Raw genomic sequence first — 21,825 nt, 5'->3', positions numbered from 1 at the left:
GGCGTGCCGCGCGCACGGTCGTGTGAGAGGTGAGGGGGAAGAGCGAAAAGGGGTCAGGTCAGCTGTGACAGAGGCAGCTGCAGACCAGCAGCAGATCGACATGGCGTCGGGAGCACAGCACGAGGCGGGTTGCCACGCCGTCCTCCCGGGGGTGTCGTCGGCCCTCGGGCCGTGGTAACGCACTTGCAGAACAGGAACATCCGCCGAGCCGTCACCTGGGGCACCCCACTGCGTCGAGGGTTGCCGTCCGGCCAGCCAGGGCTTGATCACCGGAACTCGTGGCTCGCGCTCACCGTAGATCGGCGGTTCTCCCGGCGTCAAGCAGTGGCTGTGCCGGGACGACGTGCGCGGGTACGGCGGCTGTTCTCCGCGCCGGACGGCGGGGGCAGGACGCGGTGGCCGCGTTCGGCGTACGGGCGGACGGCCGCCTCCCCGATACCGGCGGAGGCGGCGCCCATGATCACCGCCACCGGTGCCGTCATGCCGGCGGCCGCGCGACGAGCGTCGTGGTGAACGGGGTGACGGGGCGCTCCAGCCGTTCGCCGTCCACGGTGATGTCGACGGCCTCGTCGTAGAACGCGAGGAGCCCGGCGACGGCACCGACCGCGGGGAGTGGCGCGGGGTGGCTCCAGACGACGTTCGGGGCGCCCGCAGGGTGGGCCGGGGACGCGAACGGTGGTGTCAGCGGTCGGGCAGTTCTTCGTAGAAGCCGCATCGGGGCAGGTCGGAGGCGGATCCACGAGCGCGTGGGTCTTCGGTGTAGATCTCCAGCCGGATGCCGTCAGGGTCCTTGAAGAACACCTGTCCCGTCGCCGCGGTGCCCTTCGTGGCGCCGCGCTCCTCACGGATCGACACGCTCGCCGCCCGCAGTCTGGCCTCCACGGCGTGCAACTCGTCCAGCGAGGGCACTTCGAAGGACAGGTGGTGCAGTCCTGCTCGGTCGGCCACGAATCCCGCCGCGCCCTGCTGCCAGAGTGTCAGCAGCACGACGTCGTCGAGCCCGAGGTGGGCGAAGCGATGTGTCTCGTCGGTCGATGTCCGTATCAGGTCGAAGCCCAGCGCCCGTCGGTAGAAGGCGATGGAGCGGTCGAGGTCGGTGACGTTGAGTCCCGCGCTGCCGAGACCGATCGTCGTCATGTCACGCTGCCTTTCGAGGGCGTCGGCCCCGTCATGCCCGCAAGGGCGGAGAATCCTGTGGGCTCCGGCGTCCGATCGCGGCGGTACGGGCCGCTGCCGTCACCCGGTGGCATCGAGTTGCCGGGCCCGCAGGGCACGCCGGGTTCCGTCCCGGCGTTCGGACAGCGTCCTGCGCAGTCCGGCCGGGACGGACCGCTCGTCGCGGGCCAGCAGCGTGTCGACGGCGGCGACGACACCGTGGTCGACGACCGTGATCGGATAGAGGCCCGGGGTCTTCGTCGTCCCCCCGGCCAGGAGCCGTGCCATCTGCGGGGTGCGTCGCGCCCATAGTGCGGGGATCGTCGCGAAGAACTCCCCGGCATAGGGCCGCAGCAGTTCTTCCTGGCCGTACTGCTGGAAACCTCGGCTCAGTGCGACCAGCGTCTCGTTCGACGGACTCTCGCCCTCGGTCATCCGCGCCCAGGATGCCGCCTTGGCCTCGGCGCAGGGCATGGCGGCACGGGCCCCGGCGGCGTACCGCAGGCCGTCGGCCGTCGGGTCCCGGTCCGCTTCGGCATCGATCTCGGCTCTGCCGGCCCACCCGGTCGCCGCCAGTCGGCGGAGGATGGACCACCTCAGCCTGGTGTCGATGGGCAATCCGTCGAGACCGTCGTGGCCGTGCAGGAGCCGGGTGAGGAAGGTGAGCTGCTCGCTGTTCTCCGCCGTGTCGCACAGGGCCTCGAGCCAGAGCACTTGTGCGTCGCTTCCCGGTGGTGCGGCCAGCAGCGCCGAGTGGGTCGCGGCAGCCCACTCGGCTGCCAGCCGGGAACGGCGGGAGGGCGCTGCGAAGAGTTGGATGGCGGAGTGCACACGGTGGTGCAGCGATCGAAGGGCTTCCGGGTCGGATTCCGTGCGGGCCGTCCTCATGGCGATCGAGACGTAGTCGCTCGCCCTGATCTCGGAGTTCTCCATCATGTCGGTCAGCGCGCCCATGGTCAGCGCACGGGGCAGGGGTTCGGTGAAGTCGGCCCCCGCTGCGGACAGGGTCCGCAGTGAACGGTGGTCGAACCGCAGGTGCGTGTACGTCAGGTCGCCGTCGTTGACCAGCACCAGATCCGGTGGTGGTTCCCCGATGAGCCGGGGCACCACCGTGCGGGGCCCGTCGATGTCCGCTTCGATCTGCCGGGTGAGGCTCAGGGAGCCGGTGGTGTCCTGGTGGTACAGCCCGATCGCGACACGGTGCGAGCGCGGCGCCGGACGGTCGGCCGGTGCCTCCCGGGCGATCTCGAAGGAGGCGTACCGTCCTTGCCGGTCGAGTGCGACCACGGGGTGCAGTGTGTCGGCGCCGGCTGTCTCCAGCCATGCCCGTGACCAGGTGCGCAGGTCCCGCCCGCTCGCGGTCTGCAGGGCGTCGAGCAGATCGGTCAGTGTCGCGTTGCCCCATGCGTGCCGTGCGACATAGGTGCGCAGTCCCGACAGGAACGCCTCGTCTCCGATGTACGCGGCGAGCTGTCTGATGACCGAGGCGCCTTTGGCGTAGGTGATGCCGTCGAAGTTGGTGTAGATGTCCTCCAGATCGCGGATGGTGGCCGCTACCGGGTGGGTCGAGGGCAGCCGGTCCTGGTGGTAGGCGTTGTCCTTCCGCACGGTGATGAACGAGGTCCAGGCGTCGTGCCATCGGGTCGTGCGTTCCATGCAGCGCATGGAGGCGTAGCTGGCGAAGGCCTCGTTGAGCCAGAGGTCGTTCCACCAGCGCATGGTGACGAGGTCGCCGAACCACATGTGGGCCAGTTCATGGAGCAGGGTGTCCGCGCGCCGCTCGTGGTCGGCGTCCAGGGCCTTCGAGCGGAAGATCAGGTGTTCGCCGATCGTGACACAGCCCGCGTTCTCCATGGCGCCGGCGTTGAACTCGGGGACGAAGATCTGGTCGTACTTGGCGAAGGGGTAGCGGTGGCCGAACAGTTCCTGGAAGTAGTCGATGCCCCGGCCCGTGATGTCGAAGATCTCTTCGGTGTCCAGGTGGGGCGCCAGCGACCGGCGGCCGGCGACGGTCATCGGGACGATCGTGCCGTCCGTGGTCACGAAGTCCTGCCGGACGGTGTGGTAGTCCCCGGCCACCAGGGCGGTCGCGTAGCCGGGGAGCCGTTCCGTGGGGGCGAACGACCACCGTGACCGTCCCCGTCCCCACGATTGCGGCGGTGGGGTCGGGGAGTTGGAGAAGACCGTCCACTCATCCGGTGCGAGGACGGTGAACCGGAAGGACGCCTTGAGGTCGGGCTGTTCGAAGTGGGCGAACACCCGCCGGGCGTCGGCGACTTCGAACTGTGTGTACAGGTACACGCCTCCGTCGGCAGGGTCGGCCATCCGGTGCAGCCCTTCGCCGGTGCGGCTGTACGGGCAGTCGGCTCGCACGGTGAGGACGTTGTGGGCTTGCAGGCCGGAGAGTGAGATACGTGCGTCGGCGTAGACTTCCGCCGGGTCCAGACGGTGGTCGTTCAGGGTGATCTCGTGGATCGGCCCTTCGGTGATCAGGTCGATGAAGGTCGCCGCCCCGGGAGCGGCGGAGAACCGGACGGTTGTCGTCGAGCCGAAGGTCCGCTCGCCGCGGGTCAGATCGAGGCCGATCTCGTAGCACTCCACTGTGACGAGGGCCGCGCGGTGTTCTGCCTCGGTCTGTGTCAGGTTCGTCCCGGGCACGTGCCGTGGACTCCTTCCGGTGGGTTTCCGGCTCTTCGGCCGGGTCCCGCCCGCTCGTGATCGCCGTCGGGCGGCTCGGTGGTCGGCGGGCTCAGGCCGCTTCGCCGGTGTGGTAGCGCGACGCGTCGCCGCGCAGGGTCACGCCGGTGCGGCCGTCCACGCCTACGGGGGCCGGGCCGGCGACCGTGACGCGCTCGCCCCGGCGGTGTTCGCCGCCGTAGTCGAAGATCGCGTAGTGCTGGGTCGCCTGGTTGTCCCAGATCGCCAGGTCGTGGGGGCGCCACCGCCATCGCACGGTGTGCTCGGGCCTGGTCGCGTGGTCCTGGAGGACCCTGATCAGATCGCGCGACGCCTGCGGCTCCAGTCCCGCCACCGAGCGGGCGAAGCCGCCCAGCAGCAGGCTGCGTTCGCCGGTCTCGGGGTGCACCCGGACGGCGGGATGCTCCGCCTCGTACACCGTCGAGACGAAGTCCCGGTGTGCCGTCACGACGGTGGCGGCGGTGTAGTCGGAGTCGTTGCTGTGCACGATCCTCAACCGGTCGGCCACTTCGCGCAGTTCGGGGGGCAGATCGGCGTAGGCGCTGGCGGTGTTCGCCCACAGGGTGTCACCGCCCACCGGCGGCACCACCACGCTGTGCAGCAGGGAGAAGGCGGGAGGACGGTCGAGGAAGGTGAGGTCGGTGTGCCAGTGGTTGGCACGGGTGCCGTTCGCGGAGTCGATCTCCCTGAGGTGGGGCTTGTCGCCCGGCGCCTCGAAGATCGGGTGTCCGAGCGTCAGGTCGCCGAGCAGGCGCGCGAACGCCACCTGGCCGGCATAGGTCAGGGCCTGGTCGCGCAGGAACACCACCTTGTACGTCAGCAGTGCGGCACGGACCGTGGCCACCGCCTCCTCGTCGAGCGGCCCCGTCGTGTCGACGCCCCTGATCTCGGCGCCGATGTTCCCCGCCAGCCTCACGATGTCCACTCCGGGCGGGAGTCGACGCGGCGGTTTCCTCATGGCGATGTTCTCCTGACTGGTGACGGCCTTCCGGTGCGGGTTCCGGGCAGCGCCCGACCGCGGTCGGGCGGCACGAGGGTCACGGCGCACGCGTCAGGCGTGCGGCCTCCTCGTAGTCGCCGCCGCGGCGGACGGCCAGGATGTCGTGGGTGAACTCCTCCCGCCGCGCGGTCTGGAGGTCCAGCCGCCGGGCCCGCATACGCACGTATTTCCTGGGCAGACCGAGGAATCCGTAGCCCAGCCGGTCCAGCAGCCGCAGTACGGGGTGGTGGCGTGGATCGGGGCCGGGGGCGTCGAACTCGAAGAGGACCGCGTACGGGGGGTGGTCGGCGAAGTACTTCTCGGCGCCGCGCAGCACCTCGGTCTCGAACCCCTCGACGTCGATCTTCACCAGCCGGATCGGCCCGATCGGGCGCGCGGCGAGGACGTCGGACAAGGGGCGCACCTCGACGTCGACGTCGTGACTGCTGTGGTTCCTGCGGTCCGCCACGAACGAGGACGCGGCCGCATGGCCGTCCGGCACCGTGAGGGCGAGACGGCTCTCGCTCTCGCCCAGCGCGAACGGGTGCAGGGTGACGTTGGTGACCCGGTTGCGTGCGACGGCCTGGTCGATGAGGTCGTGCAGGCGGGGCAGTGGTTCGAAGGCGTGGACGGCTCCGGAGGGTCCGACCATCGCGGAGAGCGCGAAGGTGACGAGCCCGATGTTGGCGCCGATGTCCAGGACGGTGTCGCCGGGACGGACCAGTCTGGAGCACGCCCATGTGATCTTGGCGTCGTTCTCGCCGACGTAGAACACCGCCCGGCCGAGATAGTCGTCCAGCGGGGCGCGCACCCGGTACCCGCCGGGTACCTTGCCCCAGGCCACTTCGGCGCTGGTGCCGGCGAGTCGCTGCACCCAGTCGCGGTTGGCCAGGGTTCCGCAGCCGCTGTAGAAGGGGTAACGGCGGGTGACAGAGGCGACGAGGGACTGCCGGACGGATGGCATGGCGGTCGGGTACCTCCGAGCGGATGGGGAGCCTGCTGGACGGGGACCTCTCCTCGGCGGCCCGACGCCCGGGGCGCGTCAGCGGCGGAACCTGCCGCCATGATGTTGCCATGACGTCCGAGACTTTGGCAACTTAATTGCCAAGAGGGGGCGGGAAAGTGATTTGCCATATTCGGCAAAAGCTGCTGCACTGACCCGACGACGGTCGACCAACGGAGGCGATGTGGCTGTACAGGCACTGTCGGCGCCGGCCCCGGCGGGGTCCGAGCCCTGGCGGAGGACCTGACCCTCTGTGCGCACCCTGAACCTCGGCATCCTGGCACACATCGACGCCGGCAAGACGAGCCTGACCGAGCGGCTGCTGTACGCGGCCGGTGTCGTCGACGCGGTCGGCAGCGTCGACAAGGGCGACACCCGCACCGACTCCCTGGCCCTGGAACGGCGGCGCGGCATCACCATCAAGGCCGCGGTCGTCTCCTTCGACGTCGGCGGCACCACGGTCAACCTGATCGACACGCCCGGGCACCCCGACTTCATCGCCGAGGTGGAGCGCGTCCTGGACGTCCTCGACGGCGTCGTCCTGGTCGTCTCCGCCGTGGAGGGCGTGCAGGCGCAGACCCGGGTGCTGATGCGGGCCCTGCGGCGACTGCGCATCCCCACCCTCGTCTTCGTCAACAAGGTCGACCGCCGCGGCGCCCGGTACACGACGCTGCTGGGCAGCATCGCCGACAAGCTGTCCGCGTCGGTCCTCTCCATGGGACGGGTCGACGGCCTGGGCACCCGTGCGGCACGCGTGGTACCCCACACGGGGGACGACGCCGTCTTCACCTCCGCGCTGGCCGACCTGCTGGCCGACCACGACGACGCGTTCCTCGCCGCCTACCTCGACGGGGAGAAGGACTTACCCCGCCCTCTGCTGCGCGACGAACTCGCCCGGCAGACCCGACGCGCCCTGGTCCACCCCGTGTTCTGGGGTTCGGCGATCACGGGTGCCGGAACGGCGGAACTGCTCACCGGCATCACCGAGTTACTGCCGTCGGCCGACGGTGACGCCGACGGACCGCTCGCGGGCACCGTCTTCAAGATCGAGCGGGGGCCCGCCGGGGAGAAGATCGCCTACGTGCGCGTGTTCTCGGGCACGGTGCGCGTCCGCGACCGGCTGCGGTACGGACCCGCCGACTCGGCCGGAGAGGGAAAGGTCACCGCGGTCGGCGTGTTCGGGCAAGGGCGCGACCTGCCGGGCGAGTCGATCCGGGCGGGGCAGATCGGCAGGCTGTGGGGGCTCGGCGGCATCCGGGTCGGTGACACGATCGGCGATCCCCATGCCGTGTCCGCCCCCCGGCGGCACTTCGCCCCGCCGACCCTGGAGACCGTCGTCTCCCCGCGCAGGGCGGCCGACAGGGGCCTCCTGCACAGCGCGCTCACGCAGCTGGCCGAGCAGGATCCGCTGATCGACCTGCACCAGGACGAGCTGAGGCACCGGATGTCCCTCTCGCTCTACGGAGAGGTGCAGAAGGAGGTCATCCAGGCGACGCTGGCCGAGGACTTCGGCGTCGAGGCCGTCTTCCACGAGACGACGACCCGTCACATCGAACGCCCCGTGGGCACGGGCACGGCCGCCGAGATCCTCCACGCCGACTCCAATCCCTTCCTCGCCACGGTCGGCCTGCGCATCGAGCCGGCGCCGGTGGGCAGCGGCGTGAGGTTCCTCCGGGAGGTCGAACTCGGTTCCATGCCGGCCGCGTTCATGAAGGCGGTCGAGGAGACCGTCCACCTCACCCTCCAGCAGGGCCTACGGGGATGGCAGGTCACCGACTGCACGGTCACCCTGACGCACTCGGGGTACGCGGCACGGCAGAGCCACTCCCACGGCACCTTCGACAAGAGCATGTCCAGCACCGCGGGGGACTTCCGCAACCTGACGCCGCTGATCCTGATGAGCGCGCTGCAACAGGCCGGCACCCAGGTCTGCGAACCGGTCCTCCGCTTCCACCTCGACATCCCCACGGACACCTACCGCGCGGTGCTGCCCGTCCTCTCCCGTCTGCGCGCCGTCCCCCGGACGTCGACGGCCCTGGGCTCCTCGTCCGTGGTGGAGGGCGAGATGCCGGCCGCCTCGGTGCACGCGCTGGAACGGCAACTCCCGGCGCTGACCAGCGGCGAGGGCGTACTGGAGTGCGTCTTCGCGCACTACCGGGAAGTCCGCGGGGACGTCCCCGTCCGCCCGCGCTCCGGTCCCGACCCCCTGCACCGCAAGAACTACCTCCTCCAGGTCGTGCGCCGGGTTCCCGGCGACCGGGAGGACGCATAGCTCCCGCCGTCCACCAGGGCAGCGGGCCGATCGACCCCTACCAGGAAGGGTGTTCATGTCCGGCAGGATGCACGCCGACGAAGTGGACCTCGACGTCTTCGTCGTGCGCCGCTTGCTCGCCGCTCAGTTTCCCCGGTGGGCGGATCTTCCCCTGACGCCGGTCGACTCCGCGGGAACGGACAACGCCATCTACCGGCTGGGGGCGGACAAGGCCGTACGGCTGCCCCGCATCCCCTCCGCCACCGGCCAGGTGGACAAGGAGCAGCGGTGGCTGCCGAAGCTGGCCCCGTTACTGCCGCTGCCCGTACCGCTCCCGCTCGGCAAGGGGGCGCCCGGCGAGGGCTACCCGTGGCACTGGTCCGTCTACCGCTGGCTCGAGGGCCGGAACGTGGCCGTCGAGGACATCGCCGACGTCCGTCGGACAGCGGTCGACCTGGCCGGGTTCGTCGCGGCGCTGCACCGGATCGACCCGAGCGGCGGCCCCGCGCCCGGACCGCACAACTTCCACCGGGGCGTCCCGCTCGCCGACCGCGACGCCGCCACCCGGAAGGCGATCGCGGAACTGCGGGACGAGGTCGACACCGCCGCCGTCACCGCGGCCTGGGACGTCGCCCTGGGGGCGCCGCTCCCGCCGGGGCCGGGCGTGTGGGTGCACGGCGACCTGTCCTCGGGCAACCTGCTCTTCCACGGCGACCGGCTCGCCTCCGTCGTCGACTTCGGCGGCCTGGGCGTGGGTGATCCCGCCGTCGATCTCAGCGTGGCGTGGGAGCTGTTCCCCGCCCCCGTGCGAGAGGTGTTCCGCGCGGCCGTGGGAGCCGATGCGGCAGCCTGGGAGCGGGGGCGCGGCTGGGCGTTGTCCATCGCCCTCATCCAGTTGCCCTACTACCGGGACACCAACCCGGTGATCGCCGCGCGTGCCCGCCGGGTGATCGAGGAGGTGCTGGCCGACCACCGCGACGCCGGCGTCTGAGGCCGGCGCGCGCGGGGCCGGCCCGGCCTTCCTGCCCGCTGCGGGCCGGGACGGTCACCCTCCCCGCTGCGGACCGGGACGGTCACCCTCCCCGCTGCGGACCGGGACGGTCATCCTCCCCGCTGCGGACCGGGACGGTCATCCTCCCCGCTGCGGACCGGGACGGTCCGTGCCGTGCCAGGAGGCCCACAGGGCGGCGTAGGTGCCGCCCGCGGCGACGAGTTCGTCGTGCGGACCGATCTCGGTGATCCGGCCCTCCTCCATGACGGCCACCCGGTCGGCGTCGTGGGCCGTGTGCAGCCGGTGCGCGATCGCGATGACGGTGCGGTCCGCGAGGACGGCGGCCAGGGAACGCTCCAGCCGGCGGGCGGTGCGGGGGTCGAGCAGCGAGGTGGCCTCGTCGAGCACGAGGGTGTGCGGATCGGCGAGGACCAGCCTGGCCAGGGCGAGTTGCTGGGCCTGGGCGGGCGGCAGGTCGACCCCTCCCGGGCCGAGCGGGGTGTCGAGCCCGAACTCCCCGGGCCAGTCGACGATCTTCAGCGCGGCAGCGGTCTCCGCGTCGGTGGCCGACGGCTTCGCGAACACCAGGTTCTCCCGGAGCGTCCCGCGGAAGACGTGGTGTTCCTGGGTGACCAGGGCGATCTCGCCGCGCAGTTCCTCCAGGGGCAGGTCGGTGACCGGCACCCCGCCGATCGCCACACTGCCGGTCCGCGGCCGGTGGATCCCCGCCAGCAGCCGGCCGAGCGTGGACTTGCCCGCCCCGGACGGCCCGACGATCGCCAGCCGCTCCCCCGGCTCGACGACCAGGCCTATGTCGCGCAGGACGTCCCGGCCGTCGCGGTAGGAGAAGCTCACCCCGCTCATCACCAGCCGTCCGCCCCGCAGCGGCCCGCGCACGGCGAGTGCCCGCTCAGGGGGCGGACCGGGGGTGTCGTCCGGTGCCCGGACGCCGAGCAGCCGGGCCAGGGAGGCGCCGCCGGCCTGGAGTTCGTTCAGCCAGGGCAGGAGCCGGTCCAGGGGATCGACCAGTTGCTGGGTGTAGAGGACGGCGGTGGTCGCGGCGGCGAGCGAGACCTGCCCGTGCGCGTGGAGCAGGCCTCCCGTGACGAGGGTGGCCGCGACGGGGAACATGTAACTGATCTCCGCAGCCGGGAACAGCACCGTGCGCAGTCCGAGCGTGTACCGCTCCGCCCGGTAGGAGCCCTCGATGTCCTGGTCGGTGCGGTCGATCCGGCGGCGGTGGACGCCCAGCGCCTCGATCGTGCGGGCTCCTTCCACGGTCTCGGTCAGGCCTTCGGTGATGCGGGAGTAGGAGGCACCCGCGCGCAGGTATCCGTCGCGCGCGCGGGCGAGGTACCAGCGGGCGATCACCCACAGGGCCGGTACCGGCAGCAGGCAGGGCAGCACCAGCAGCGGGCTGGCCAGGACCAGGGCGACGAGGGTGAAGACCAGTGCCAGCAGCGCGGTCACCGCCTCCGGCACCGCCCACCGCACCGCGTACGACAGGCCGGCCACGTCCAGGCTGGTCCGGGTGACCAGGTCCCCGGTGCCGGCCCGTAGCACCGTGGACAGCGGCAGCCTCAGGATCCGCGCGACGAAGTCCTCCCGCAGTTCGGCGAGGATCGTCTCGCCCAGCCGGGAGGCCGCCAGGACCGCGCATCGCAGCAGGGCGGCCTGGGCGGTGATGAACGCCAGGATGACGAGGACCGTGGCGGCGACGTCCGCCGAGCCGTCACGCATCCGGTGGACCAGGTCGCCCAGCTGCCAGGGCGGCACCAGGGCCGCCGCGGCGGCGAGGCAGTGCAGCCCCAGCGCGGCGAGGAACTGCCGGCGGTGGCGTACGAGCAGTCCGGCGGTGTGGGCGCGGACCTCCTTGGCGGAGGCGACGGGCAGGCTCATCTGTCGACGTCCTCTCGGGTGACGACCGAGGCGTAGCGGGGGTCGGCGAGCAGTTCCCGGTGCTGCCCCTGGGCGACGACCCGCCCGGCCTCGACGTATGCCACGTGGTCCGCCTGGCCGAGCAGGATCGGGCTGGTGGTGAAGACGACGGTGGACCGGCCGCTGCGGCCGGCCCGCAGCCGGCGGGCCACCCGCTGCTCGGTGTGGGCGTCGACGGCGCTCGTCGGCTCGACCAGGACCAGGGTCTCCGGGTCGGTCATGAGGGCCCGGACCAGGCGGAGCCGCTGCTGCTGCCCGCCGGAGAGTTCCCAGCCGCCGGCGATCACGGTGTCCAGGCGGTCCGGGAGCACGTCGACGACGTCGCCGGCGGATGCCGTTCCGACCGCCTCGGCCAGGCCGGTGCCGCGTCCGGCGGGGTCGAGTTCGTCGCGCAGCCGGCCGCTGAACAGATGTGCGTCGTTGTCGGCCACGAGGATGCGGCGCCGTACGTCGGCCAGCGGCAGCCGCGTCAGCTCGACGCCGCCGAGGGTGACGGCCGAGTCGGTGTAGCGGCCGAGCCGGTCGGCCAGGTCGGCGGTGTCCGTCCGGGAGGCGCAGGCCACGGCGGTGAGCAGGCCTTCGCGCACGACGAGCCCCGAGTCCGGGTCGACCAGGGCCGCTCCGTCCGGCTCGCGGTCGCCGGGCCCGTCGGCCAGATCCGGCTCGAGGGCCAGGACGCGCACGACGCGGCGCGCGGCGACGTATCCCTTGACGGCCTTGTCGATGACCTCGATGAGGGTGGTGAGCGGCGTGACGAGGAAGACGGCGTAGCCGTAGGACGTCACCAGTTGGCCGGCCGTCACCTCGCCCGCCAGGACCCCCCGCGCTCCCAGCCACACGATGACGACGACGAGCAGCCCGGGCAGCAGCACCTCGGCGGCCTTCAGCAGGGCCTCCACCCGGGAGGCCCGGACGCCCGCCCGTCGTACCTCGCCCGACTCGGCGCGGTAGCGGGCCCCGAAGGTCTCCTCCCCGCCGATGCCGCGGATCACCCGCAGTCCCGTCACGATGTCGACGGCCCTCGTGGTGAGCCGGCCCTGCGACTCCCTCAGCCCGACCGCGCGACGGTGCAGGGGGCGGACCAGCAGGCCCAGCACGAGGACCACGACCGGTACACCGACCAGCACGATCAGGGCCATCTGCGCCGATGTGACGAGCATCAGCGCCGCCACCACACCGATCGTCACCAGGGCGGCGGTACCGCGCAGGACGACGTTCAGGGCGTTGCCGACGCTGTTGATGTCGGCGACGCCCACGGCCACCACCTCCCCGGTGGCCAGGTGCTTGTGCAGCGTGGCTCCGAGCCGGGTGACGTGCCGGGTGACGACCTGCACCGTCTGGTACGCGGCGCCGAACCGGCTGACCATCCCGTAGCGGTGGCGCAGTATGCCGGTGACCGTCTGGACCGCTCCCAGCCCGAACACGACGGCGCCCCAGAAGACGATCCGTCCCTCGTCCCGGGCGGTCACTCCGGTGTCGACGGCTCGTCCGACGGCGTACGGGATCAGCGCCTGGGCGCCCATGCAGCAGACCGCGTACAGGACACCCGCCGTGAGCTGCCGGCGCAGGGTGCGGGCGAGCCGGCGGAGGTAGCGCAGGGGGGAGGTGTGATCGGGGGTTCCTGGGTCCTTCTCGGGGAAACGGCGCATCGGTTGCGGTACCTCGCAAAGGGGGCGGCTGGAGGAGGGGCGGCGGCGCGGAGGGTCGTGCGGCGGGCGCGGCCGCCAGGCCCTGACGAGAGGGGCTAGGGCCTGACGGCGTGGAACGTCCAGTCGCCGCTGTCGGGGCCCGGCCGTACGTCCTCCTGGTAGTCGGCGCTCACCCGGACGTCCGTGAACCCTGCCTCGTTCAGGAGTTCCTCGAACTCCTCCAGCCCCCAGTGCTGGAGGTGGAAGCGGTGCAGTTCGGTGACGACCTGCTCGCCGTCGCGCCATTTCTCGTAGCGGAGGAACTGGGTCGTCCGGTTGACCACGGGGTCGTAGTCGTAGCGGATCGTCTGGACCGTCCACACGTACGGCTCGCGCTGGTGGATCTCGACGGGGGGCAGCCCCGTCACCATGCGGGGCGCCGCGACATCGAGCACGAGACGTCCGCCGGGCACGAGCGAGCGGTGGAAGGAGCGCAGTGCCCGCAGTGTCGGCTCCCGTCCGTCGAGGTTGCGGATGGAGCCCGCGGGGACGACCACCGCCTCGTACGCGCCGGGTCGCACGAAGGTCGTCATGTCGGCCGCGTACAGGGCGGGTTCGGGCAGACCGCGCTCTCGGCAGTACTTGCGGCAGACGTCCAGCATCTCCGGGGAGTGGTCCAGGCCTTCCGCCCGGTGCCCCGCCTCCAGCAGGGGGATGAGCACCCGGCCCGTCCCGCAGGCCGGTTCCAGTACGCGGCCGGTGATGCCGTTCAGCGCGCGAAGGTAGTACTCCACGTCTCCGTTGGAGTAGCCGATGGGCAGGTGGAACTCGTACACCTCGGCCACCAGGTCGGAATACGCCCAGCTCACGATGGTTCTCCCGTTCGTAGGTCCGGTCCGACGTCACCAGGGCAGCGGGCCCTCGTCGTGGAAGAAGCCGCCGGTCGGCCCGTCGTCGGGCAGGGTGGCGAGCTCCACGATGATGCGGGCTCCCTCGGCGACGGTCCGGGTGCCGCGGTGGCCGTTCATGTCCGTGGCGGTGAATCCCGGTGACGCCGCGTTGATCTTTATGTGGGCCAGGGCCGGGTCCCCTTGGAAGGCCCGCGCGTACTGCAGGGTGAGCATGTTGAGCGCGGCCTTGGAACTGGCGTACGCGAGGCGGCGGTCCGTCTCCCCCGGGATGGCCCGGCCGTCGCCGGTCAGCGCCAGCGACGCGGTGGTGCTGGAGACGTTGACGATGCGGGGTGCCCGGGACTCGCGCAGCAGCGGCAGCAGGGCCCGCACCAGGCCCACGACGCCGAAGACGTTCACCTCGAAGAGGTCGCGCATGTCGGTGACGGTCGTGGCGAGGTTGCGGGTGCCGGTGGTCACTCCCGCGTTGTTGACGAGCACCTGGAGCCGGCCGTGGTCGCGGCGCACGCGGTCGGCGACCGACGCGACACTGGCGGGCTCGGTGACGTCGAGTTCGACCGGCACCACCCGGGCGCCCTCGTCGGCGAGCCGGCGGGCGGTCTCCAGGCCCCGGCCGAAGTCCCTGCTGCCGAGCAGGACGGTGTATCCGTGATGGGCCAGTCGCCGGGCGGTCTCCCTCCCCAGGCCCTTGTTGGCTCCGGTCACCAGTGCCACGGGGGGCGCGCTCACCGCTGGTCCGCCGTCGACAGCGCGTGCCGGTCGAGCAGCCGGCGCAGCCAGGCCGTACGGGCGGCCCGTGCGGAGCGGGAGACGACCGCCTGGGGCACCCATTCGTCGAAGCTGTGGAAGGCGCCGGACCACACGTGGAGTTCGGCCTCGCCGCCCGCCTGCCAGATCCGGCTCGCGAAGGCGATCGCCTCGTCGCGCAGCGCCTCGGCCGAACCGACGTCGATGAAGGCGGGCGGCAGGCCGGCGAGGTCCGTCGCCCGGGCGGGAGCCGCGTAGGGGGACACCGCGGGGCCGCCCCGGCGGTCGCCGAGCAGGGCGGTCCAGCCCGCGAGGTCGGACAGGCCGTCCCACAGCCCCACTCGGGCCAGCTGGGCGATGGAGGGCGCGTCGCAGCGGTCGTCCAGCATGGGGCACTGGAGCATCTGGCCGAGCAGCGCGGGGCCGCCGCGGTCGCGGGCGAGCAGGGCCGTACCGGCCGCCAGGGCGCCGCCGGCGCTGTTGCCGCTGACGATGATCCGGTCGGGGTCGAAGCCCAGCTCGTCGGCGTGTCCGGCCACCCACAGCAGCCCGGCGTAGCAGTCCTCCACGGGTGCCGGGTCGGGGTGTTCCGGGGCCAGGCGGTAGTCGACGGCCACCACGGCCAGCTGGAACTCCTCGGCGCGGTCGAGTTCACCGGCCAGCTCGGCCGTGCGGGTGCTGCCGGCGACCATGCCGCCGCCGTGGGTGTTGTAGATGACGCCGTGCGGTCCGGGGGTGGCCGTGGGACGGCAGATGAGCAGCGTGAGGTCGGGGCCGTCGGCCGGGCCCGGCACCGGCCGTTCCTCGATCTCGAAGGATCCGTCGCGGCGGATGTCCGCGTCGGAGAGGTTTCCGGCCGCGGTGAGGGCGCGTCTGGAGGGGATGAGTTCGGGCGTCAGCGGCATCGGGAGCCGTCGCAGGACGGATCGCAGCGGGTCGGCCAGTTCATGGTCGAAGGGCGGTGGCGGACCCACCCGGTGCCGGTCCGGCGCCGCCACCGGGTCGGCGGGGAGGGCGCGGGTTCGTGTCAAGGTCGCTCCTTGTGGGGTGGGCCGGCCGGGAGGTGGGGGGCTTCGGCCGGGCGGGTCGGGCCGGGGTGCGGGTCGGGTGCGGCCCGGGTCCGTGTGGTCAGCAGGGACCGCAGCGTCCGGTGCAGGGCGGGGCCGGCGGCCAGCACTCCGGTGCCCAGCGTGGTCACCGTGCCGCCGGCCTCGCGGACGATGAGTGCTCCCGCCGCCCAGTCCCAGCGGGAGAGTTCGTCCTCGTAGAAGCCGTCGCACCGGCCGGCGGCGACCCAGCACAGGTCCAGTGCCGAACTGCCGGTGCTGCGGATGTCGCGGGCCCGGGGCAGCACCTCGGCCAGCAGCGCGGCCTGTCGCGCCCGGGTCCCCGACACATAGGAGAACTCGGTGGCCAGCAGGGCCTGCGGCAGGGTGGCCGCTTCGTTGACCGCCAGGGCGGCTCCGTCGAGGTGGGCGCCGCCGCCCTCGACCGCGGTGAACGTCTCGCCGCGCGTGATGTCGTGGACCACGCCGATCACCGGCTGCCAGTCGTCGCCGACGGCCCGCTCGCAGGCGATGCTCACCGCCACGTGCGGGATGCCGTAGACGTGGTTGACCGTGCCGTCGAGCGGGTCGACCACCCAGCGCAGGCCGCTGGCCGACGGGCGTTCGGCGCCCTCCTCGCCGAGGATGCCGTCGTCCGGGCGCTCCGCGGTGACGAGGCGCCGGATGGCCTCCTCGCCGGCCCGGTCCGCGTCGCTGACGAGATCGGTGGCGCTCGACTTGGTGCCGACCACGGTGGATCGTCCGGCGCGCCGGACGATCTGCGCCGCGCCCGCCCGCGCGGCCCGCAGGGCGAGCGCCAGCAGCCGGTCGGCAGGGGCGGCGGGCGGGGGCGCGCCCTGGGTCACCTCCGCTGCTCCGCGGGCAGGACCACCGACTTGGCGACCCGGTCCACCTCGGTCCGTACGGCGTCCCGGTAGCGCGGGGAGAGTCCCAGCACCGGTGGCAGCACCCGGCACTCCGCCACGCTCTTGTCCTCGTACGGCAGCGCCAGCCCGACGAGCGGGCGGACCTGGGGACCGTGTCCGTCGAACAGCTCGGCCAGGGCGGGGTCCACGAGTCGCCCCTCCTGGTCGAGGACGGCGCCGACGACCAGGACGTCGGTGCCGTCGGCGGTGCCCCGGGCGACACCCAGTGACCGCCCCGCTCCGCCGCCGGCACCGCGCAGCTCCCTCAGGAAGTCGAGGTAGATCCGGTTGGCCTCCACATCGCCGACGGCGTGGGCGAGTTCGACGTCGGGGCCCGGCCACTTGTCGAGGAAGCGGCGGTAGTTGGCGCTCTCCGTGCGCTGATTGGCCCTCATGTCCCTCGGGTGCGGCAGGTGGAGGCCGTACACGTCGCCGCGCAGCACGATCGGGGTGCCGCTCGCGCTGATCCGGTAGCCCCACTCCAGGTCGTCCACCCCCCAGCCCCGGAACGTCTCGTCGAAGAACAGGCCGTGCCTGCGGACGGTGTCCGCGCGTAGCGCGATCAGACCGGTCCACGCGAACGCCCAGGGGATGACGTGCTCGGCGCGGAAGCGCGGGTCCTTCGGGTCCGTCGCCAGGTCGCCCGCCCGGGCGAGAGCGTCCCGGTAGTGGGCGTACGGCAGGGCGCGGACCTCGCCGACGTCGCGGTCGTTGTTGCCGTAGCCGACGACCTGTCCGACGACGCAGATGTCCTGGCCGAAGGAGAAGTGCCGGTCGTAGAGGTTGCGCAGTGCGTCCGGCGGCAGCAACGTGTCGGCGTCGATCTGCACGATCACCTCACCGAGGGCCTGGCGCATGGCCAGGTTCCGGGCGCGCGGGATCTCGAAGTCCCGGGAGGTGAGGACGGAGACGATGTTCAACCGGTCCTGGAAGTCACGGCACAGCGCGGTGTACTCCGGGGAGTACTCCATGGCGCCGACCACCACCTCGAACTCGGAGCTGTCCAGGGTCTGCTCCGCCAGCGCCTCGAGGACGAGCCTGAGGTTGCCGAGACGCTGCTTGTAGGGAATGGCCAGGCTGAGCCTGATGCCGGGCATACTGCCCCCTCACCGTGTTGTGCCAACCCGACGTCGATATTGCCTAACGTTGGCAACTATGGCAACCTACTCTCCGGTGGCTGTCAACACGCCGTAGGCCCGAACAGGGAGCTGCTTTGACCGACACGCAGAACGCATCGCCCGCCACAGCCGTCGGTACGACCGACCGACCGAGCCGCCTCACCGCGTGGTGGAGGTTCGACGAGGGGGCGGGCCACACGGCCACGGACTCCTCCGGCAACGGCCACACCCTCGTCGCGGACGAAGGCGTCGCCTGGATCCCGGGCGGCGGGATCGCCCTCGACGGCGACCGGCAGAAACTCACCACCGAGGGGCCCGCCGTGCGGACCGACGAGAGCTTCGGCGTCGCGGTCTGGGTGCGGCTGGACAGCGCCACGCTCGACGGTGCGCTGCGCCCCGAGCCCGGCGAGTACGCCTGGACCGCCGTCAGCCAGGCCGTCGACTCCCACGGCGCCTTCTACCTCGGGGCCCGGCTGTTCACGGAGACCGGGGCGGACGGGACCGAACAGGCCGTCCTGCGCTGGAGTTTCACGGTCTCCCCCGTCGACGGCCCGACCTCGGCGTTCGAATGGCGACACGCCACGTCGGCCGCCGCGGTGGACGCGTCCGCCCTCGACACCTGGGTCCTGCTCGTCGGCGTCCTCGACCCCCGGACGCACACCGCCCGGCTCCTCGTGCCCGGCGTCGAGGACGTACGGACGGTGGACCTGCCGGAGGGGTGGACCTACTGGCACGCCGAGGCCCCCCTCCAGGTCGGGCACGGTACCTGGCTGGAGAAGACGGTCGACTTCTGGCCGGGATCGATCGGCCCGGTCCGGCTCTTCTCCGGAACCCTCACGCCCGAGGACGCCGCGGTCCTGTACCGGCAGGACGCGCCGGCCTGACCGGCCGGTCCGGTCGGCCTGACCGGCCGGTCCGCGCGGCACGGCGCACAGCCCGCACCGGGCACCGCGGGAGCCGGCCCGGTCACGGCCGCCTCCCGCGGTGCCGCCGTGGCCGCCGGTGCCCGCCGCCTGTCCGTCCCCGCTCGGCCGGAGGCCGCGGGCCCCGGCCTGGAGGTGAAACGCCCATGCCGTCCCTACCCGACGTCGACTCACTGACCCGGCTCTGTGCGGAGGTGATCGGGGTCCCCTCCGTGGCCCCGGAAAGCAGTTTCTACGAAGCCGGCGGGGACTCCATCGGAGCCTTCCGTCTCGCGGTCCTGCTCAGGTCCCGCTGGGGAGTGGACGCCGACACCTTCATGATCATGGCGACCGAAAGCCTCCTCGACGTCCACGCGGAACTCGTCGCGCGGCTGGGCGACGACTCCGAAGCGGCCTCGTGACGCCCGACCGCCACGAGCACGGGCCGGAACCGGGCTGCCCCCTGGTCGCCCGGGTGTGGAGCGTGGTGCGCGAGCGCCCGGATGCGCCGGCCCTGTCCGCCGGAGCGTCCACCACGACCTACGGCGAGCTGTGGGACGGTGTCCTCGCCTGCCGTGACGCCCTCACCGCCGCGGACCTGCGCCCCGGCGCCACGGTCGCGATCCTGTCGGACGGCGGCCCCGAACTGGTCGTGCGGTTCCTGGGCGTCCGGGCCGCGGGACTGGTGCCGCTGCTCGTCGACACGCTCCTGCCGCGGGAACGCCGGTCGGCGATGCTCCGGGCCGCCCGGCCCGCCGCGGTCCTGGACGGCACGGGCCGTCCCGCCGTCCCCGCCGTCCCCGCCGTCCCCGCCGTCCCCGCCGTCCCCGCCGTCCCCGCCGTCCCCGCCGTCCAGGACGATCCCCTGGTCCTGCCCGGCGCCGGATACCTGACCTTCTCCTCCGGGACCCAGGGCACGCCCAAGGGCATCATCGGCAACGCGGCCGGCGCCGCGCACTTCCTGGACTGGGAGGCGGCGCTGCTGGGGCTGGCCCCCGCCGATCTGCGGGTCGCGCAGCTCACCTCCCCGTCCTTCGACGTGGTCCTGCGCGAGATGCTGCTGCCGCTGGTGGTCGGCGGGGTGCTCTGTGTGGCCGGGGCCGAGGTACGGTCCGATCCCGCCGCGGTGCTGCCCTGGCTCACGGCGGAGCGGGTTTCCGCGGTCCACCTCGTCCCCAGCCTGAGCTCCCGCTGGCTGGCCGCCTCCGGGCGGGCCCGCCTGCCCGATCTGCGCTGGACGCTGTTCGCCGGGGAACCCCTCCACTCCCGGCACGTGGAGACCTGGCGCGCGGTCGCGCCGAAGACCCGGGTGGTGAACCTCTACGGCCCCTCGGAGACCACCCTCGCCAAGTTCTGGCACCTGGTGGCCGAGCGTCCGGAGCCCGGACTCCAACCGGTCGGCCGCGGCCTGCCCGGCGTCCGGCTGACGCACCACCGGCCGGATCCGCGTACCGGCGCCGCCGAGGGGACGTTCCGGCTCACCATCGAGACACCGGACGGCGCGCTCGGCTACCTCCCCGACACCCGGGAGAACACCGGCGCGCACGGGCTCACCCGGCGGGACGGCGTCACCACGTTCCGCACCCAGGACCGCGGCCGGCTCGACGAGCGTGGCCGGCTCTACGTCGAGGGCCGGCTCGACGGGACGGTCAAACGCCTGGGTGTGCTGGTCGACCTGTCCCGGATCGCCGCCGACGCCCTCGACGACCCGGACGTGCGGCAGGCCTGCTGCGTCCAGGTGGACGTCGAGACCAGCGGCGACATCGTGCTGGCCGTCGAGGCCGGCGAGGCGTTCTCCGCACCGGACTTCACCCGTCGGCTGCGCCGCAGGCTCGGCACGGCCATGCCGAACGAGGTGATGCTCTTCGACTCCCTGCCCCTGCTGCCCAACGGGAAGGTGGACCGGCGCCGCGTCCTGGCGGCGGCCGAGTCCCGGCGCAGGGCCACCCCGGATACCGCTGTCCCACGCGAGGAGGTGCAGTGACGGCCTACGCCGCCACCCGGAGCACGCACGGTGAACTGTCCTGGCAACAGGCGGGACGACTGCGGCGCGACGTGGAGCGCAACGAACGGGTGCCGAACTGCAGGACGTCCTTCGTCCTGCCCGACGACGTGACGACGGACCGGTTGCGCAGCCGGCTCCGGACACTGGTCCTGCGTGAGGAGGCCCTGAGGATCACCGAGATCTCCCCCGCCGACGGAGGCCGCGCCCACTACGCGCCCCGCGTCGACCTGCCCGTCCGCCACCTCGCCGTCGGCTCGGCCGAGGAACTGGCGGACGTCGGCACCCGGATGCGGCACCATCTCTTCGACCGCGCGGACGGCCCCCTGTGGGAGCTGGCGGTCATCGAACTGCCGGATGCGGCGGGCCGGCCGGTCCGGCAGGTCTGCGCGGTCTTCGACCACCTGATCAGCGACGCCCGCAGCACCCGGCTGCTGCGCGACGAACTGCTCGGCCTCGGCACCGACCGCCTCGGAGCGCAGTACGGCCGGCACTCGGACTGGGTCGCCGAGCAGCACCGGCAGTTCCCGTTCGATGCCGCCGGGGTACCGACGACGGCGCGCGAGTTCTGGCTGCGCTACCTCGACGGCACTCCCCCGGACCGCGCCACGGTCTTCCCGTTCTGCCCCGACCCGGACGGCCCCCTCAGCGGTTACGTGCACTGCATCCGGCGGGACCTTCCGGACATCGCGAGACTGCGGGCCGCGGCCGGCCGGCTCAAGTCCTCGCCGTTCCTGCTCTTCCTGGCCGGTGCGGTGTCGGCCGTCGGGCTCGTGACGGGCGACGACGACGTGACCGTACGGGTCAACACGAGCGGGCGGGCGCCCGGCTACCTCGACACCCAGGGGTACTTCGCCGAGAACACGCCCGTGCGGGTGCGCCATCCCTCGCTCGGCGAACCGCGACACGCCCTCGCGGCCACCAAGTCGGCCTGGCTGCGGACGCTTCCGTACCAGCCGACGCCGTGGGACTACATCCTGGCGGTGAGCGGACAGGCCGACGCGAAGGCCATCGCGAGCCGTCCGGCACAGGTGCTGGTCAACTTCGTGCCGTGGACGGTGCCCCGGGAGTCCCTGGCCCTGTCGGAGCGGGGCTTCAACAGCCTCGTCGGGACGTTCCAGCTGATCGTCAGCGTGGCGGACGACGGCACCTGCCACCTCGAGTGCCAGTACGACCCGGGCCGGTTCGACACCGGCGGGGTGCACGGCTTCCTGGACGTGCTGGCGGCACGGCTGGCGCACTTCACCGCGGACGCCTGAGACGCGCCGTCCCGAGCGGCGGGTCCGCGGTGGCGGACGAGGTGGCGGACGAGGTGCGGGCGGCTCGATGGGCTTGCGGGCGATGGGCTTGCGGGCGATGCGGTGCCGGATGCCGTCGGCGCCGGACGGCGCCCGGGGCCCGGGTGGCGGTGTGCGGTCGGGCACGACGGGCCGCGCCCCGCCGCGGGGGGCCCCCCGCGGCGCCCCCGCGGGGCCCGACCGGCGTGGCCGCCCGCCCCCCCCCCCCCACCGCGGGCGGCCCCCCCCCCCCC

General features: G+C 72.7%; 19 protein-coding genes and 1 riboswitch. Of the genes, 6 read left to right on the top strand and 13 right to left on the bottom strand.

Annotation, left to right across the window (positions count from 1 at the left end):
- Positions 1-174 precede the first annotated feature (174 nt).
- A riboswitch (SAM riboswitch) is annotated at positions 175-284 on the bottom strand.
- A 33-nt stretch (positions 285-317) separates the two neighbouring features.
- The 6 genes from ACIP67_RS21555 to ACIP67_RS21530 form a co-directional block, all read right to left on the bottom strand.
- Positions 318-482 (bottom strand): hypothetical protein, encoded by a 165-nt coding sequence (locus ACIP67_RS21555; RefSeq protein ID WP_401693683.1) that lies wholly within the window; start codon positions 480-482, stop codon positions 318-320.
- Positions 479-715, bottom strand: coding sequence for a hypothetical protein (locus ACIP67_RS21550; protein WP_401694089.1), 237 nt, complete (start codon positions 713-715; stop codon positions 479-481). Before ACIP67_RS21550 ends, ACIP67_RS21555 begins: the two co-directional genes overlap by 4 nt.
- Positions 682-1,137, bottom strand: a complete 456-nt coding sequence (locus ACIP67_RS21545; RefSeq protein WP_401693681.1) for a VOC family protein — start codon at positions 1,135-1,137, stop codon at positions 682-684. Before ACIP67_RS21545 ends, ACIP67_RS21550 begins: the two co-directional genes overlap by 34 nt.
- A gap of 99 nt (positions 1,138-1,236) precedes the next feature.
- On the bottom strand, positions 1,237-3,813 hold the full coding sequence (gene pepN / locus ACIP67_RS21540) for an aminopeptidase N (RefSeq protein ID WP_401693679.1): 2,577 nt from the start codon (positions 3,811-3,813) through the stop codon (positions 1,237-1,239).
- A gap of 91 nt (positions 3,814-3,904) precedes the next feature.
- Complete coding sequence (locus ACIP67_RS21535; RefSeq protein WP_401693677.1) at positions 3,905-4,810, bottom strand: TauD/TfdA dioxygenase family protein; 906 nt, start codon at positions 4,808-4,810, stop codon at positions 3,905-3,907.
- Between the two features lie 79 nt (positions 4,811-4,889).
- Positions 4,890-5,795 carry an FkbM family methyltransferase gene (locus ACIP67_RS21530; RefSeq protein WP_401693675.1) on the bottom strand — a complete coding sequence of 302 codons (906 nt, stop codon included), beginning with the start codon at positions 5,793-5,795 and terminating at the stop codon, positions 4,890-4,892.
- 292 nt (positions 5,796-6,087) lie between these two features.
- On the opposite strand from ACIP67_RS21530, the gene ACIP67_RS21525 reads away from it, so the two are divergent.
- Both ACIP67_RS21525 and ACIP67_RS21520 read left to right on the top strand, forming a co-directional pair.
- Positions 6,088-8,106: a GTP-binding protein gene (locus tag ACIP67_RS21525; RefSeq protein ID WP_401693673.1), complete on the top strand. Its 2,019-nt coding sequence runs from the start codon at positions 6,088-6,090 to the stop codon at positions 8,104-8,106.
- 55 nt (positions 8,107-8,161) lie between these two features.
- Positions 8,162-9,076: an aminoglycoside phosphotransferase family protein gene (locus ACIP67_RS21520; protein ID WP_401693671.1), complete on the top strand. Its 915-nt coding sequence runs from the start codon at positions 8,162-8,164 to the stop codon at positions 9,074-9,076.
- Between the two features lie 138 nt (positions 9,077-9,214).
- On the opposite strand, the gene ACIP67_RS21515 is transcribed toward ACIP67_RS21520, so the two are convergent.
- The 7 genes from ACIP67_RS21515 to ACIP67_RS21485 form a co-directional block, all read right to left on the bottom strand.
- Entirely contained in the window at positions 9,215-10,975 is a 1,761-nt protein-coding gene (locus ACIP67_RS21515; protein WP_401693669.1) for an ABC transporter ATP-binding protein, read from the bottom strand.
- Positions 10,972-12,663 (bottom strand): ABC transporter transmembrane domain-containing protein, encoded by a 1,692-nt coding sequence (locus ACIP67_RS21510; RefSeq protein ID WP_401693667.1) that lies wholly within the window; start codon positions 12,661-12,663, stop codon positions 10,972-10,974. Before ACIP67_RS21510 ends, ACIP67_RS21515 begins: the two co-directional genes overlap by 4 nt.
- A 95-nt stretch (positions 12,664-12,758) precedes the next feature.
- Positions 12,759-13,511 (bottom strand): class I SAM-dependent methyltransferase, encoded by a 753-nt coding sequence (locus ACIP67_RS21505; protein WP_401693665.1) that lies wholly within the window; start codon positions 13,509-13,511, stop codon positions 12,759-12,761.
- A gap of 33 nt (positions 13,512-13,544) precedes the next feature.
- On the bottom strand, positions 13,545-14,282 hold the full coding sequence (locus ACIP67_RS21500; RefSeq protein ID WP_401693663.1) for an SDR family oxidoreductase: 738 nt from the start codon (positions 14,280-14,282) through the stop codon (positions 13,545-13,547).
- Positions 14,279-15,298: an alpha/beta hydrolase gene (locus ACIP67_RS21495; RefSeq protein WP_401694073.1), complete on the bottom strand. Its 1,020-nt coding sequence runs from the start codon at positions 15,296-15,298 to the stop codon at positions 14,279-14,281. The genes ACIP67_RS21500 and ACIP67_RS21495 overlap by 4 nt, the downstream gene beginning before the upstream one ends.
- 29 nt (positions 15,299-15,327) lie before the next feature.
- Positions 15,328-16,212, bottom strand: coding sequence for an inositol monophosphatase family protein (locus tag ACIP67_RS21490; protein ID WP_401693661.1), 885 nt, complete (start codon positions 16,210-16,212; stop codon positions 15,328-15,330).
- On the bottom strand, positions 16,209-17,369 hold the full coding sequence (locus ACIP67_RS21485; protein WP_401693659.1) for a glycosyltransferase family 2 protein: 1,161 nt from the start codon (positions 17,367-17,369) through the stop codon (positions 16,209-16,211). Before ACIP67_RS21485 ends, ACIP67_RS21490 begins: the two co-directional genes overlap by 4 nt.
- A 116-nt stretch (positions 17,370-17,485) precedes the next feature.
- Here ACIP67_RS21485 and ACIP67_RS21480 point away from each other — a divergent pair, with 116 nt between their 5' ends.
- The 4 genes from ACIP67_RS21480 to ACIP67_RS21465 all read left to right on the top strand — a co-directional run bounded on the left by ACIP67_RS21480 (position 17,486) and on the right by ACIP67_RS21465 (position 21,553).
- Positions 17,486-18,274: a LamG-like jellyroll fold domain-containing protein gene (locus ACIP67_RS21480; RefSeq protein ID WP_401693657.1), complete on the top strand. Its 789-nt coding sequence runs from the start codon at positions 17,486-17,488 to the stop codon at positions 18,272-18,274.
- Between the two features lie 185 nt (positions 18,275-18,459).
- Entirely contained in the window at positions 18,460-18,714 is a 255-nt protein-coding gene (locus ACIP67_RS21475) for an acyl carrier protein (RefSeq protein WP_389522493.1), read from the top strand.
- Complete coding sequence (locus ACIP67_RS21470; RefSeq protein ID WP_401693654.1) at positions 18,711-20,276, top strand: AMP-binding protein; 1,566 nt, start codon at positions 18,711-18,713, stop codon at positions 20,274-20,276. Before ACIP67_RS21475 ends, ACIP67_RS21470 begins: the two co-directional genes overlap by 4 nt.
- On the top strand, positions 20,273-21,553 hold the full coding sequence (locus ACIP67_RS21465) for a condensation domain-containing protein (RefSeq protein ID WP_401693651.1): 1,281 nt from the start codon (positions 20,273-20,275) through the stop codon (positions 21,551-21,553). Before ACIP67_RS21470 ends, ACIP67_RS21465 begins: the two co-directional genes overlap by 4 nt.
- Positions 21,554-21,825: the final 272 nt, after the last annotated feature.

Source organism: Streptomyces sp. NPDC088812 (genome assembly GCF_044750285.1).
Taxonomy (GTDB): Bacteria; Actinomycetota; Actinomycetes; order Streptomycetales; family Streptomycetaceae; genus Streptomyces.
The sequence above is the reverse complement of the archived record's forward strand: the minus strand, read 5'-3'. Positions and strand labels throughout refer to the sequence as shown.

Coding starts and splice junctions, on each gene's coding strand:
- ACIP67_RS21555 (WP_401693683.1), bottom strand. CDS start 482: ATGACGGCACCGGTGGCGGTGATCATGGGCGCCGCCTCCGCCGGTATC.
- ACIP67_RS21550 (WP_401694089.1), bottom strand. CDS start 715: ATGCGGCTTCTACGAAGAACTGCCCGACCGCTGACACCACCGTTCGCG.
- ACIP67_RS21545 (WP_401693681.1), bottom strand. CDS start 1,137: ATGACGACGATCGGTCTCGGCAGCGCGGGACTCAACGTCACCGACCTC.
- ACIP67_RS21535 (WP_401693677.1), bottom strand. CDS start 4,810: ATGAGGAAACCGCCGCGTCGACTCCCGCCCGGAGTGGACATCGTGAGG.
- ACIP67_RS21530 (WP_401693675.1), bottom strand. CDS start 5,795: ATGCCATCCGTCCGGCAGTCCCTCGTCGCCTCTGTCACCCGCCGTTAC.
- ACIP67_RS21520 (WP_401693671.1), top strand. CDS start 8,162: ATGTCCGGCAGGATGCACGCCGACGAAGTGGACCTCGACGTCTTCGTC.
- ACIP67_RS21515 (WP_401693669.1), bottom strand. CDS start 10,975: ATGAGCCTGCCCGTCGCCTCCGCCAAGGAGGTCCGCGCCCACACCGCC.
- ACIP67_RS21510 (WP_401693667.1), bottom strand. CDS start 12,663: ATGCGCCGTTTCCCCGAGAAGGACCCAGGAACCCCCGATCACACCTCC.
- ACIP67_RS21485 (WP_401693659.1), bottom strand. CDS start 17,369: ATGCCCGGCATCAGGCTCAGCCTGGCCATTCCCTACAAGCAGCGTCTC.
- ACIP67_RS21475 (WP_389522493.1), top strand. CDS start 18,460: ATGCCGTCCCTACCCGACGTCGACTCACTGACCCGGCTCTGTGCGGAG.